Source organism: Nonomuraea mangrovi (assembly GCF_042681425.1).
Classification (GTDB): domain Bacteria; phylum Actinomycetota; class Actinomycetes; order Streptosporangiales; family Streptosporangiaceae; genus Nonomuraea; species Nonomuraea mangrovi.
This window is the reverse complement of the sequence record NZ_JBHUFV010000047.1, coordinates 372,889-386,123: the sequence shown is the minus strand read 5'-3', so window position 1 is coordinate 386,123 and position 13,235 is coordinate 372,889. Positions and strand designations below refer to the sequence as shown.

The following is a 13,235-nucleotide window of genomic DNA, read 5'->3' as shown; positions in this document are numbered from 1 at the left end:
CAACTCTCGGGAGTGAGAAAGCCGCATGATCAGGGTCTTGATCGCCGAGGACGTGCGCATCCTGCGCGAGACGCTGGCCGCCGTGCTCGAGCTGGAGGACGACCTGACCGTCGTGGCTGCCGTGGAGCGGGGCGACCTGATCCTGCCCGCCGCGCGGGAGTCCGCGGCCGACGTGGCCGTGCTCGACATCGAGTTGCCCGAGCTCGACGGCCTGAGCGCGGCCGCCCTGCTGCGCGACGAGATGCCGGGCTGCCGCACGGTGGTGCTCACGGGGTTCGCCAGGCCCGGCTACCTGCGCCGCGCCATGGCCTCGGGAGTCAGCGGGTTCCTGCTCAAGCACTCGCCGCCGGGCGAGCTCATCGAGGCCATCAGGAAGGTGGTGGGGGGCGAGCAGGTGGTGGACCCCCAGCTCGCCGTCGCCGCCCTGCGCAAGGCGGACAACCCGCTGGCCGTCCGCGAGGTCGACGTGCTGCGGCTGGCCGCGACCGGCGCGGAGGCCGACGAGATCGCGGTACGGCTCTCGCTCAGCAGGGGTACGGTCCGCAACTACCTGTCGTCAGCGGTCATGAAGCTGAACGCCAGGAACAGGGTCGACGCGATCCGCATCGCCGCCGACGAGGGCTGGCTGTAGGGGGACCTCCGCCACCAGCTCGAACGAGTCAGGCCCCCGTCCGGTGCGCAGCCGGCCGTCCAGCGCGGCCAGCCGCTGGGTGAGGTTGCCGACCCCGGAACCGGGTTCGTGGCCGGGCGCGGTGGCCGCCACGCCGTCGTTCGTCAGGCGCAGCCGTACCTGCCGGTCGTCGACGGTGATCTCCAGCGTGCAGTGCAGGGCCGCGCTGTGCCTGATCACGTTGGTGACGCCCTCCCTCAGCACGGTCGCCAGCGCCGCGTCCACGTCCCGGGGCAGCGGCACGGGCGAGACCGACCAGCTCACCTCGACATCGGCGGCCTCCAGCACCGCCCTCGCCGAGGCGGCCTCCTCCGCCAGCGAGATCTCGGTGCGTCCCTCGGCCACGGAGCCGAGGTCCGCGAGCACCTGGCGGGCCGCGTCCAGCCCGTCGGACAGCTGCCGTTGCGCGGCGACGGGGTCCCGGTCCAGGAGCCGGAAGGCCAGCTCGGCCTTGAGCACCACCACCGACAGGCCGTATCCGAGCAGGTCGTGCAGGTCCCTGGCGAACCGCAGCCGCTCGCGCGCCACCTCGACCCTGGCCAGCTCGGCCCGAGCCTCGCGCAGCCCGGCCGTCAGCCTGGCCATCCGCCAGAGCGCGTAGACGATGATCGCCCGCTCGGTCAGGTAGACGATGCCGTAGGCGACGTCGAGGGCGTTGTCGGCCAGGCCGGAGAGCATCAGGTGGAAGAAGGTGTCGCCCGCGAACACCGCGGCGGCCCCGATCCATCTGGCGCGGCCGCGCAGCAGCACCACGACGGCGCCGGGCAGGAGCGTCGCGACGTACCAGAGCTTGAAGCCGAGCACCAGCGACGGGGCGTACGTGAGCGCCACCAGGGCGGCCAGCGTCCAGAGCCGGTGCCGCCCGTCCGACAGGCACGCCAGGAGGTACAGCGCGACGAAGCAGACCAGCGCCACGACGAACACCGCGAGCTGGAGACCCGACGGCCGGATCTGCAGGAGGTGGCGAACCTCGTGCGGAACGATCATGAGCAGCACGGTGGCGACCACGAGGACCGTCACGACCCTGGTGGTCAGGTCGCCCGCCAGGGCCCTGGCGGGCGTGCTCTCGCGGTGGGCGTGGGAGACCGATCGGACCTCGGTGAGCGCCGTGCGCGCGGTCGTCAGGCTGGTCTCCAGCTCGTCGCGGGTCAGGTCGGGCCGCCGCAGGGCTCCGACCAGCCTCTCCAGGCCGCCGCCGACGCGCGCGTTGAGCTCCTCGGCGAAGGTCAGCCGCTCGCGGGCCACCACGGCCGCGGCCAGCCCCGCCTGCGTGCTGCGCAGGTCGACGATCAGGTCGTAGAGGCGGACCACCCCGTACAGCGCCACGCCGACGAAGGCCGCCTGGCCGACGACGAGGTAGAGCACCTCGCTCAGGGTGGACCGCACGGTCTGCGCCGAGAGGAACTGGGCGACCAGCACCAGCGAGAACGCCGTCCATCGCGCCCACGGCCGCCTGACCAGCAGCAGGACGGCCGCCGCGAGGAAACCCGTGTTGCCGTACCAGGTGTTCGCGAACCACACCAGGCCCGCCGCGGTCAGCACCGCCTGGACGGCCAGCGTCCACGGCCACCAGCGCGGCCTGCGACCGTCGGTCCGCCTCACACAGTTGCGCAGGTGCAGCGCCAGCAGCACGGCCAGCAGCGCGAACGCCACCGCCTTCCGCGCGGGAGGGTCGGGGGAGTAGATGATGCCGATGACCCCGCCGAACGAGAAGCCCGCGCTGACCACCACGGCGACGAACTGGGCCAGCCGTAACATCGCGCCTCCACTGTCACGTGTTGAGCTCACGATGCACCGCGGGGATGACCTTGCGAAGGTATTTCCCGAGTTTGACGAACGATTCCCCGCTTTGTCGGAACGCGTATCGGATGGGCACCTCGCGGTAGACGAAGCCCTTGGCGAGCAGGTCGAGCGTGAGGACCTGCGCGTAGTTGTAGTCGTGGATCACTTCGGCGCTCTCGAGGGCGGCGAGGGAGAAGGCCCGGTAGCCGCTCTGGCCGTCGGTGAGGTCGCGCCGCCTGGTCAGCCGCCGCATCCACACGGTCAGCAGCCTGTTGCCGAACCTGCGGTGCGGCAGCATCCGCTCGATCGTGCCCGCGAAGCGGGAGCCGACCACGTAGTCGGCCTCGCCGTTGAGGATCGGGGCCGCCAGCGACTCGAGGTCCTCGGGGAAGTACTCCAGGTCGGCGTCCAGGTAGACGGCGGCGGCCGGTTCGAGCCGCGCCGCCTCGGCGAGGCCGCGCCGTACGGCCGCGCCCAGGCCCAGGTTGCGCGGCTGCGGCAGGACGCGGGCGCCGGCCTCCTTCGCGCGTGCCGCGGAGGCGTCCGTGGAGCCGTCGTCGATCACGAGGGTGACGATCCTTCTGCCGGCTACCCGTGTGGGGAGCCGCCTGACCACCTCGCCGATCGTGGCCTCCTCGTTGAAGACGGGGATGAAGGCGACCACGGGCGCGCTCTCGGGCACGGCCCGCGGGGCCGGGCGCGGCGGCAGGTGCCGGGGGAGGCGCAGCCGGCCGAAGTGGCCGGGGGCGGGCGCCATCAGAGCGACGCCGCCCACGGCAAGGGAGTAGGCGGTCTTCACGGCGTGGGTGAGCAGCGCGACCGCGAACGCGGTCCCCCCGGGCACGCCCAGCGCGACCATGGCGGCGGTGGCCGCGGCCTCGTAGGAGCCGAACCCGCCGGGCGTGATGGCCACGGTCTGGGCGGCGATCGTCACGGCGGTGACGGCGGCCGCGTCCGCTGCGGTCAGGTCCGCCCCGGCCAGCCTGGCGACCTCGTACACGATGGCGGCCTCCAGCACCCACGCGAGGGCCGCGCATCCGAACACCGCCAGGGCACGCAGCCACGGGCGGCCCCGTCCGCCGCGAGAGTCTCTCTGCGACGGCCCAGGTGGGGCCGCGGATCCCTGTGGGCTTCCCCTGTGCCGGGCCGTGATCACGAAACCGGCGACGGCCGCCGAGGCGAGGACCGCCGCCACGGGCCACACCCACCATCCCGCCAGCGACGACACGAGGGCGGGCGCGGCGGCCAGGGCGAGCAGGACCACGGCCAGCAGGTCGGCCGAGCGCGCCCCGACCGCCGAGGCGATCACCTTGGCGGGGGCCAGCCCGGTCCTGCGCAGCACGGACGTCACACGCAGTGCCTCGCCCAGGCGGAACGGCAGCACATGGTTGCCGAGCAGCGACACGTGGATCGCCGCCCACGAGTGCCAGAACGGCAGCCCACGCAGCACCCGGGTCCACGCCCACGAGCGCAGCGCGAACGCCGCGCCGTACAGGAGGATCGCGAAGGACAAGCCGAGGGGGTCGGCCAGCAGTGCGCGCGCGGCCGCGGCGAGCGAAGGGCCGGAGACCACGCCCGCGAGGTACCAGACGGACACGCCGAGCACGACGACGCCGACAGCGCGACGCAGTGCCTTGAACATGACGTGCCTCACGAAGTCCTTGGAGGTCAGGCCGAGTGAGGTTAGGCTACCTTTACCCTCCTATCAGCGACGAGAGGCGGGTCGCAGGTGACGGTGGTCGTGACCGGTTCCGCCGGATTCATCGGAAAGGCGCTGACCGGAACACTGCTCGCGGCGGGACGGAAGGTGATCGGGATCGACAGGGTCCCGCAGCCGCCCCGCCCGGGGCTGACCGTGCTGACGGCCGACCTCCTCGACGACGACGAGCTGGTCCGCGCCGCGCTGGAGGACGCCGACGCCGTCTACCACCTCGCCGGATGCCCTGGCGTACGCGACCACAGCCCCGGCATCGCCTGGCTCCGCCACCGCGACAACGTGCTCGCGGGCGCCAGGGTGCTGGCCGCCGTGCCACGCCGGGTGCCCGTGGTCGTCACCTCCTCCAGCTCCGTCTACGGCGGAGCGCGCCACGGGCGGCCCAGCGCCGAGACCGATCGGCTGCGGCCGCTCGGCGGCTACGCGCGCAGCAAGGCCAGGCTCGAAGCGCTCTGCGCGGGACGGCCGGCCACGGTCGTCAGGCCGTTCACGGTCGCGGGAGAGGGGCAGCGGGCCGACATGGCGCTGGCCGTCTGGCTAAAGGCCGCGCTGGCCGGACGGCCGCTACGGGTGCTCGGGTCGCTGGAGCGCACCCGCGACATCACCGACGTACGACAGGCGGCCCAGGCCCTCGTGGACCTGACGGGAGTGCCGGGCGTGGTCAACCTCGGCACGGGCCGGAGTCACTCGCTGCGCTCCATGGCGGCGGCCGTCGCCTCGGTGACGGGCGCGGACGTCGGCTTCGCCGTCGAGGCGGCGTCCGGTGTGGAGCCAGGCGACTCGCTCGCCGACACGTGGCGGCTGCGGTCGCTCATCGGCTGGGCGCCCGAGACGGACCTGCTGGACGTGGTCAGGCGGCAGCACGCGGCGGCGAGCCTGCTGGCGGGGGCGGCATGACGCGGTCCGAGACACCCGCCGAGGCCTCTCGCCAGGCCGCGGCCCCCGACGCCCGTGCGGCCGGTTCCCCTGCGGGGCGGAAGCTGGGCCGGGCGATGGCGGGGGTGGCTGTCCTCGCGACCGTGGCGGCCCTGCTCGGGATCGGGGTGCGGGCGAGCTTCGGCGCGCACGTCGCGGTGGACGAGCCGCAGTACCTGCTCACCGCCCTGTCGATGTACGAGGACTTCGACCTCGACATCACCGACGAGCTGGCCGAGCGCAGGTGGGCGCCGTGGGGTGGTGAGGGGCTGCCTGTGCAGACCGAGGTGCTCGACGACGGCACGCAGATCAGCCCGCACGACCCGCTCCTTCCGCTGCTGCTGGCCGTGCCGATGGGGCTCGGCGGATGGGTGGCGGCGAAGGTGACGCTCGCGCTGATGGCGGGGGCGCTGGCGGCGCTCACGCTGTGGACGGCGGTGCGCAGGTTCGGCGTGCCGTACCGGACGGCGACGCCAGGGGTGGCGGTGGCCTGCGCGAGCGCGCCCTTCGCGGTGTACGGCCAGCAGGTCTACCCCGAACTGCCTGCCGCCCTCGCGACGGTCGCCGCCGTCGCCCTCCTCACCGCCTGGCCCGCCCGCCCCCTCTCACGGTCCGCGGCGGACCCTGGTCCGCTCGCCGCGCGGCCCGCGGGCACGCCGGGGTTGTGGACGTTCGGCCTGGTCGTCACCGCCCTCCCGTGGCTGTCGGTGAAGTACGCCCCTGTGGCCGCGGTCATCGCCCTCCTCGGCCTCTGGCGCAGCAGGTCCACCGCCCTGCTCGCCGGGTTCGTCGCGATGGGCGTCGCCTACCTGGCCGTCCACCGCCTGGTCTGGGGCGGCTGGACCGTCTACGCCAGCGGCGACCACTTCCAGCAGTCGGGCGAGTTCGGCGTGATGGGCTTCGACCCCGACTACGCGGGCCGCGCCTTCCGCCTGCTCGGCCTGCTCGTCGACAGGGGCTACGGCCTGGTCGCGTGGCAGCCCGCATGGCTGCTTCTGCTGCCCGCCGCCGCCTTCGCGCTCCGCAGGCCGAGGCAGCCCGTGCTGCTGCTGCCCCTGGCCGCCGCCTGGCTGACGGCGACGTTCGTCGCGCTGACCATGCACGGGTTCTGGTGGCCGGGCAGGCAGCTCGTCGTCGCGCTCCCGCCGGCCGTGATCCTCGTCCTCGTGTACCTGGCCCGCGCGCCCAGGACTGTGAAGGCCCTGGCGGGACTGCTCGGCGCCGCGGGCCTGGTCACCTACGGCCGGCTGGTCGCCGACGGGTTCGCGGGGCGGATCACCTGGACCTCCGGGTTCGAGGACGTCGGCTCCCCGATCCACCAGGTCCTCCGCCTGGCGCTGCCGGACTACCGGCAGGGCTGGGCGCTCTTCTGGCCGTACCACGTGGCGTGGCTCGCCCTCGCCGCCGTTCTTGTGCTCACGGTAAGGAAGTCCCATGTCGCTCCGTAGCCTGGTCGCCGCCTTCCTCGTACCCATGGCGCTGCTCACCGCCTGCGGCGGCGGGGCCACGGGCCAGAGTTTCGACGACGACGCCCTGGTCGTCTACTCGGGACGCAACCAGAACCTCGTGGGCCCGCTGCTGGAGAAGCTGAAGACGGCCACGGGCCTCGACGTCCAGGTGCGCTACGGCGACAGCGCCGAGCTGGCCGCCCAGATCATGGAGGAGGGCGACCGCACCAGGGCCGACCTGTTCTTCTCCCAGGACGCGGGGGCGCTCGGCGCGCTGTCCAAGCACGGCATGCTTCGCCCGCTCCCGCAGGACCTGCTCGGCAAGGTCGACGCGAGGTTCCGTGCGGCGGACGGCACGTGGGTGGGCGTCTCAGGGCGCTCCAGGGTGATCGTGTACGACCCGCGGACGGTGTCCGCGCCGCCCAAGAGCGTGTTCGAGCTGACCGACCCCAAGTGGAAGGGGAAGATCGGCTGGGCGCCCACGAACGCCTCCTTCCAGGCGTTCGTCACCGCGATGCGACTGCTCGACGGCGAGGACAAGGCCAGGCGGTGGCTGGAGGCGATGAAGGCCAACGGCACCCAGAGCTACCCGAACAACGTCGAGATCCTCAACGCGGTCGACGCGGGCACGCTGCGGCTCGGCCTCATCAACCACTACTACTGGTACGAGAAGGTGGCCGAACGCGGCCAGAACGGCGTGCCGTCCCGCCTGGCCTACCTGCCGGGCGGCGACCCCGGCGCGCTGGTCAACGTGGCGGGCGTGGGCGTGCTGAAGAAGGCCCAGCACGCCGACGCCGCTCTCAAGGCCGCGACCTACCTGCTCGGCACCGACGCCCAGCAGTACTTCGCCACCACGACCAAGGAGTACCCGCTGATCGCGGGCGTGGCGCCCGAGCGCGGGCTGCCCAAGCTCGACACGCTCAACGGGCCCAAGATCGACCTGGGCAGGCTCGACTCGCTGGAGCAGACGCTCAAGCTGCTCCAGGACGTGGGCCTGGTCTAGATGGCCCGCCACATCCCTCCGGCCCTGCTGGCGCCCGCGGCCGTCACCGCGGGGCTCTCCCTCGCACCCGTGGCGTACCTGCTCGTGCGGGCCGTGGAGGGCGGGCTGCCGGCCTTCGCCGCCGTCCTTCTCCGCTCACGTACGGCGGAGCTGGCCGTGCGCAGCATCGGCCTGGCCGCGGTCGTCACGGCGCTGTGCGTGGTGGTGGGGCTGTCGCTGGCCTGGCTCGTCGTGCGGACCGACCTGCCGGGGCGCAGGGTCTTCGGGGTGCTCGCGGCGTTGCCGCTGGCGGTGCCGTCGTACGTGGCGGCGTACACCTGGATCGCCTTCTACCCCGAAATCTCGGGATTCTGGGGGTCGGTGTTGGTGCTCACGCTCTGCTGCTACCCCTACGTCTACCTTCCCGCCACGGCCACGCTGAGCAGGATGGACCCGGCGATGGAGGAGGTGGCGCTCTCTCTCGGAAGGGGCCGCGCGCCCGTCGTGGTGCGCCAGCTGCGCCCCGCCGCGGCGGCGGGCGGGCTGCTCGTGGCCATGTACGTGCTCTCCGAGTTCGGCGCCGTCTCGATCATGCGCTTCGACGTCTTCACCACGCAGATCTACACCGCCTACCGCGCCTCCTTCGACCGGACGCCCGCCGCCGTGCTCGGCCTGCTGCTCGTACTGATCACGCTGCTGATCGTGCTGGGGGAGGCGCGCTCGCGAGGCAAGGCGGCCTACGCGCTGCAAGGCGCCCCTGCCAGACGGCGAACGGTCGTGCGCCTGAATCCCGCGGCCAAGGCCGCATCCACCGGATGGGCGGTGGCGGTGGCCGCGCTCGCCGTCGGGTTCCCGCTGGCCAGCATCGGCTACTGGCTGGTGGACGGCTCGTCGCGTGGTCTCGACCCCGCCGTCCTCGGCGCGTCCGTGGCCGCCACGCTCGGCGTCTCGGCGGCCGGGGCACTGCTGACGGGGGCGCTGGCCGTCCCTGTCGGCATCATCGCCGCCAGGCACCGTTCGTGGGCCGCCAGATTCGTCGAGCAGTCGTCCTACGTGGGACACGCGCTACCCGGCATCGTGATCGCGCTGTCGCTGGTCTTCTTCGCCGTCCGCTACGCCTACCCGCTCTACCAGCAGTGGCCGCTGCTGGTGCTGGCGTACGCGGTGCTGTTCATGCCCGCTGCCGTCGGCGCGGTACGAGCCTCCGTCGTGCAGTCGCCGCCCGTCCTCGAGGAGGTCGCGCGCTCGCTCGGACGAGGCCCGCTCGGCGCGGTCAGGTCCGTCACGCTGCCGCTGGCGCTGCCGGGCGTGGCGGCGGGCACGGCACTGGTCTTCCTGACGGCCATGAAGGAACTGCCCGCCACGCTCCTGCTGCGGCCCACCGGCGTGGACACGCTCGCCACCCAGCTGTGGACGCAGACCGGCTCGGGCTCGTACGGCGCCGCTGCCCCCTACGCCGCCCTGCTCATGCTGCTGGCCGCGGTGCCTGGATTCCTGCTCGGGAGGCGTGAGATATGAGCGGGCTGACCGTTTCAGAGGTGGTGAAGGCGTTCGACGGCGTTCGGGTGCTTCGCGGCGCCTCACTGTCGGTGCGGGAAGGCAGTTTCGCCGCGGTCCTCGGGCCATCGGGGTGCGGGAAGACGACGCTGCTGCGGATCATCGCGGGTTTCGAGCGCGCCGACGCGGGGTCGGTGTCGCTCGGCGAGCGGGAGGTCACCTCGCTCCCGCCGGAGAAACGGCGGGTCGGCATCGTGCCGCAGGAGGCGGCGCTGTTCCCGCACCTGTCCGTCGCGCGCAACGTCGGATTCGGGCTTCCCCGTGGGGCGCCGCGGGCGGAGACGTCGTCGCGGGTGGAGGAGTGCCTGGAACTGGTGGGGCTGTCGGGGTACGGCTCGCGCATGCCGTACGAGCTGAGCGGCGGACAGCAGCAGCGCGTCGCCCTCGCCCGAGCGCTGGCGCCGCGCCCCGGAGTGGTCCTGCTCGACGAGCCCTTCAACGCGCTGGACAGGTCGTTGCGCGGCGTGGTGCGCGACGAGGTGAGGTCGGCGGTGAAGCGGGCGGGCGCGACCGTCGTCCTGGTCACGCACGACCAGGAGGAGGCGCTGTCGATGGCCGACGTGGTCGCGGTCATGCGGGACGGCGTGATCGTGCAGTCGGACACGCCCGCCGAGGTGTACGCGTCCCCTGTCGACCTCGGCGTGGCCACGTTCGTGGGGGAGGCGGTCGTGCTGGACGCGGTGTCGTCCGGCGGGGTGGCCTCCTGCGTGCTGGGGCGGCTACGGCAGCGGTCGAACGGCGTCGCGGGGACCGGCTTCGTCGCCCTCCGGCCCGAACAGGTCACGCTGACGGCTCCCGCCGTATCGGCCGAGGCCGGCGTTGCGCGCCCGGCCTCCCGTGCCTCCAGGAACGGCGCCGACCTGCTCGACCCCGCCGGTTCTCCCCCTGAAGCCGGAGAGGACCACGATCACGGGCCCTCCGGTCCCGCGTCGCACACCGGAGAGGACCACGATCACGGGCCCTCCGGGTCGTCAGCGGAAGGCGGCCTCGCAGGGAACGGACACGGCCGACCTGCAGGCTCGTCCCACGGCGGCGGTGTGAAGGACGCGGGCGGCGGGGACGGCGAGGGCCTCGGCACCGGGGCGGCGGCGCCGAGGGGGCGGGTGGCGCGGGTGGAGTTCTTCGGGCACGACGCCGCCGTCACCGTCACCATGGACGACGGCGTCGTGATCCGCGCCAGGACCAAGGGAGCCGCCCCCCATCAGGTGGGCGACATGGTCGAGATCGGCGTGGACGGCCCCGTGCTCTTCTTCCCCGCCGCCGGATAAGGTCGCCCCATGGGTGAGTTTGTACGCGTCGAGGTGTCCGGCCAGATCGCCACGATCAGGCTCGATCGTCCGAAGATGAACGCCCTCAACGGGCAGGTCCAGCGCGAGATCGCCGAGTGCGCCCGCGCCGTGGACGCCGACCAGGACGTCCAGGCGGTGGTCCTGTACGGCGGGGAGCGGGTATTCGCCGCCGGCGCCGACATCAAGGAAATGGCCGACATGTCCTACGCGGACATGGCAGCCCACTCGAAGATCCTCCAGGACTGCTTCACCGCGGTCACCCGCATCGGCAAGCCGGTCATCGCCGCGATCACCGGCTACGCGCTGGGCGGCGGCTGCGAGCTCGCCCTGTGCGCCGACTTCCGCGTGGCGGGTGAGGGCGCCAAGCTCGGCCAGCCCGAGATCCAGCTGGGCATCATCCCCGGCGCGGGCGGCACCCAGCGCCTTCCCCGCCTGATCGGCCCCGCCCGCGCGAAGGACCTCATCTTCAGCGGACGTCATGTGACGGCCGCCGAGGCGCTGTCCATCGGCCTGGTCGACAAGGTCGTCCCCGACGTCGAGGTGTACGACGCGGCGCTGGCGTGGGCGGCCACGTTCGTCGGCGGCCCCACCGTCGCCCTGCGCGCCGCCAAGCAGGCCGTGGACCAAGGCCTGGAGGTCGACCTGGACACGGGGCTCGAGGTGGAGCGGCTGCAGTTCTCCGGCCTGTTCGCCACGGAGGACGCGAAGATCGGCATGCGGGCCTTCACCGAGAAGTCCAAGCCCAAGTTCACCGGCCGCTGACCCCGGGGCGCCGCATCGGCCTCGCCGGTGCGGCGCCTCGTGTTCCCCTCATGCGCCGGTGCGGCGCCTGGTGTTCCCCTCATGCCCCGCCCTGGGATGCCGCCCGCCCGGGCGATGCCGCCCTCGTCCGTGGGCCGAGGACGGCCGGCCTCGGATCGGGGCCGCGTGGGCCGGGATGGTCGGATGGGGGTCGTGTGGCCCTGGGATGGTCGGTCCTGGGATGGGGATGGTCGGCCCTGGGATCGGCCCTGGGATGGTCGGCCCAGGGATATCGGTCCGGGGATGCCGGTCCGGGGTGGTGCCGGGTCGGGGTGGTGCCGGGTCGGGGTGGCGTCGGGTCGGGGTGGCGTCGGGTCGGGATCGCGGTGGTGTCAGGGAAGGTCCTGGTCCGACGATCATGGGCCCGCCGGCTCGTGCGCCGGCCCGAAGCCGGGGCGAGCGAAGGTGTGTGACCGGCCCAGGATGATGATGGTTTGCCGCTATCGTGACGTTTCATGATGCGCGTCCTGGTCCCGGCGCGGCTGAGGAAGGCCGTGCGCTCATGGTTCGACTCCCGCTACATCTCGGTCGCCGACCACCGGCAGGACATCAAGGACGCGCTGTGGGAGGTCCAGACGCTCCGCCGTGAGGTGACCACTCTCCAGGCGGAGGTGCAGCGGCTGAGGACGACTCCCAGGCCGTCCGAGGCCCGCGCCGAGCACCGGCCTGACCCGAAGGCGGAGGAGGCGCACCGGCTGGCGTTCGAGACCGCCCAGGCGCTCGACAAGGTGCTCCAGAACGAGGTGCTCGTCTGGCAGGCCATCGACGAGCTCAGGGAGCACTCGTGCGCGTGAGGTGGAACGGCGGCGAGCTGACCTTCAGGCTCGACCCCGAGGACGAGATCACCGGCAGGGCCGCCGACGGCCATCCGGTGAAGCTGGCCACCGGTTCGTGCGAGATCAGGGGCGTGCCCGGCGACGCGCACGACGATCTGTGGGCGGTGGCCGCCTGGACGATCGTGGCGCCGTGGACGCGCAGGCGGATCACGTTCGACCGGCCGGTCTCGCCGGAGCTGGCGCGGGTGCTGCACGACGGGTGGGGTGTCGAGGCGGGGCCCGTCGGCGGGACGCCGCGGATGGCGGGCGGGACGCTGGCCCTCTCCTACAGCGGCGGCGCCGACTCCGTGGCCGCGGCGACGATCTTCCCCGAAGCGCCGTTCGTGCACTTCAGGCGGGTCTCGCACCCGCGGGTTCCGAACCGGTGGCCGCACTACAGGTCGGACGTGCTGGCCAAGCTCGCCGTACAGACCGGGCGTGAGGTGACCACGGTCGACTCGGACCTCGAGTTCACGCTGGCCGAGCCGCGGCCCGGCTATCCCGAGCACCACGCGGTCGCGGCGGGCGCCCTGCTGCTCGCCGACCGGATGGACCTGGGCGGGCTCGCGTTCGGCTACGAGCTGGGCTCGCGCTGGCTGGGCGGCGACCGCTACCTGCTGCGCTACACCCCGGACAACCTCATGTGGGCGCCGCACGGGGCGTGGGGGCGGCTGTTCGCGGCGGTGGGCGTGCACATCGTGCTGCCCGTGGGTGGTGTGAGCGAGGCGGTTACGATGCGGATCGCGCTGGAGTCGCCGCTGAAGGCGCAGGTCAGGTGGTGCCTCCGGGGTACCGGTGGACCGTGCCGCACCTGCGGGAAGTGCCTGTACAAGGAGCTCATCCAGGCCGCGGTCGAGCGCCGGCCGATGGACACCCCGATCACCGCCGCCCGTCCCGTGGCGCGCAAGTGGCAGGAGCCGCCCCCGTACGGCGGGCAGGAGATGATCGAGTACGGCTGCGCGCGGATCCCGGGTATCGAGAAGACGCCTTTCGCGAAGGCGGCCGAGTACCTACGGGCGACGGAGGAGTCGACGGCGTGGCTGGACCACTGCTACCGGCCGGCGATCGAGGAGATCCCCCCGGCGTGGCGGGGACAGGTGACGGAGTTCATGGCGGCGCGCGTGGGGTTCATGGACGAGGCGCAGGCGCGGCGGGTGGAGACGTGGGGCGCGTGACGCCCGGTGGACGATGGCCGGAGCTCCCCTGGGTCGGGCTGTGAGCGAGCCGGCACCTCCCGGGGTCGGGCATCCGCGAACCGGAAC

The 13,235-nt window shown here is 73.0% G+C and carries 11 protein-coding genes; 9 read left to right on the top strand and 2 right to left on the bottom strand.

The features are described from left to right. Positions 1–25: 25 nt before the first annotated feature. Positions 26–631, top strand: a complete 606-nt coding sequence (locus ACFSKW_RS31870) for a response regulator transcription factor (protein ID WP_379576173.1) — start codon at positions 26–28, stop codon at positions 629–631. Here ACFSKW_RS31870 and ACFSKW_RS31865 read toward each other — a convergent pair. Both ACFSKW_RS31865 and ACFSKW_RS31860 read right to left on the bottom strand, forming a co-directional pair. Next, positions 557–2,428, bottom strand: a complete 1,872-nt coding sequence (locus tag ACFSKW_RS31865; RefSeq protein ID WP_379576172.1) for a sensor histidine kinase — start codon at positions 2,426–2,428, stop codon at positions 557–559. The genes ACFSKW_RS31870 and ACFSKW_RS31865 overlap by 75 nt on opposite strands. Before the next feature lie 13 nt (positions 2,429–2,441). Continuing rightward, positions 2,442–4,106: a lysylphosphatidylglycerol synthase domain-containing protein gene (locus ACFSKW_RS31860; protein WP_379576171.1), complete on the bottom strand. Its 1,665-nt coding sequence runs from the start codon at positions 4,104–4,106 to the stop codon at positions 2,442–2,444. 87 nt (positions 4,107–4,193) lie between these two features. On the opposite strand from ACFSKW_RS31860, the gene ACFSKW_RS31855 reads away from it, so the two are divergent. The 8 genes from ACFSKW_RS31855 to ACFSKW_RS31820 all read left to right on the top strand — a co-directional run bounded on the left by ACFSKW_RS31855 (position 4,194) and on the right by ACFSKW_RS31820 (position 13,148). Further along, positions 4,194–5,063, top strand: coding sequence for an NAD-dependent epimerase/dehydratase family protein (locus ACFSKW_RS31855; RefSeq protein ID WP_379576170.1), 870 nt, complete (start codon positions 4,194–4,196; stop codon positions 5,061–5,063). Beyond that, on the top strand, positions 5,060–6,529 hold the full coding sequence (locus ACFSKW_RS31850) for a hypothetical protein (RefSeq protein ID WP_379576169.1): 1,470 nt from the start codon (positions 5,060–5,062) through the stop codon (positions 6,527–6,529). Before ACFSKW_RS31855 ends, ACFSKW_RS31850 begins: the two co-directional genes overlap by 4 nt. Continuing rightward, positions 6,516–7,532, top strand: a complete 1,017-nt coding sequence (locus ACFSKW_RS31845) for an iron ABC transporter substrate-binding protein (protein ID WP_379576168.1) — start codon at positions 6,516–6,518, stop codon at positions 7,530–7,532. The genes ACFSKW_RS31850 and ACFSKW_RS31845 overlap by 14 nt, the downstream gene beginning before the upstream one ends. After that, complete coding sequence (locus ACFSKW_RS31840) at positions 7,533–9,029, top strand: ABC transporter permease (RefSeq protein ID WP_379576167.1); 1,497 nt, start codon at positions 7,533–7,535, stop codon at positions 9,027–9,029. After that, the gene (locus ACFSKW_RS31835) at positions 9,026–10,336 is read left to right on the top strand and encodes an ABC transporter ATP-binding protein (protein WP_379576166.1); all 1,311 of its coding nucleotides are present in this window, start codon (positions 9,026–9,028) and stop codon (positions 10,334–10,336) included. Before ACFSKW_RS31840 ends, ACFSKW_RS31835 begins: the two co-directional genes overlap by 4 nt. Before the next feature lie 9 nt (positions 10,337–10,345). Next, a complete protein-coding gene (locus tag ACFSKW_RS31830) occupies positions 10,346–11,119 on the top strand; it encodes an enoyl-CoA hydratase/isomerase family protein (RefSeq protein ID WP_379576165.1) in 774 nt (257 codons plus the stop codon). 494 nt (positions 11,120–11,613) lie between these two features. Continuing rightward, positions 11,614–11,952, top strand: a complete 339-nt coding sequence (locus tag ACFSKW_RS31825) for a hypothetical protein (RefSeq protein ID WP_379576164.1) — start codon at positions 11,614–11,616, stop codon at positions 11,950–11,952. Beyond that, a complete protein-coding gene (locus ACFSKW_RS31820) occupies positions 11,943–13,148 on the top strand; it encodes a DUF6395 domain-containing protein (protein WP_379576163.1) in 1,206 nt (401 codons plus the stop codon). Before ACFSKW_RS31825 ends, ACFSKW_RS31820 begins: the two co-directional genes overlap by 10 nt. The last annotated feature ends 87 nt before the right edge of the window (positions 13,149–13,235 follow it).

Excerpts from the sequence above, each read along its gene's own strand:
- ACFSKW_RS31825 (WP_379576164.1), top strand. The coding sequence starts at position 11,614 with ATGATGCGCGTCCTGGTCCCGGCGCGGCTGAGGAAGGCCGTGCGCTCA.
- ACFSKW_RS31850 (WP_379576169.1), top strand. The coding sequence starts at position 5,060 with ATGACGCGGTCCGAGACACCCGCCGAGGCCTCTCGCCAGGCCGCGGCC.
- ACFSKW_RS31840 (WP_379576167.1), top strand. The coding sequence starts at position 7,533 with ATGGCCCGCCACATCCCTCCGGCCCTGCTGGCGCCCGCGGCCGTCACC.
- ACFSKW_RS31845 (WP_379576168.1), top strand. The coding sequence starts at position 6,516 with ATGTCGCTCCGTAGCCTGGTCGCCGCCTTCCTCGTACCCATGGCGCTG.
- ACFSKW_RS31865 (WP_379576172.1), bottom strand. The coding sequence starts at position 2,428 with ATGTTACGGCTGGCCCAGTTCGTCGCCGTGGTGGTCAGCGCGGGCTTC.
- ACFSKW_RS31870 (WP_379576173.1), top strand. The coding sequence starts at position 26 with ATGATCAGGGTCTTGATCGCCGAGGACGTGCGCATCCTGCGCGAGACG.
- ACFSKW_RS31835 (WP_379576166.1), top strand. The coding sequence starts at position 9,026 with ATGAGCGGGCTGACCGTTTCAGAGGTGGTGAAGGCGTTCGACGGCGTT.
- ACFSKW_RS31830 (WP_379576165.1), top strand. The coding sequence starts at position 10,346 with ATGGGTGAGTTTGTACGCGTCGAGGTGTCCGGCCAGATCGCCACGATC.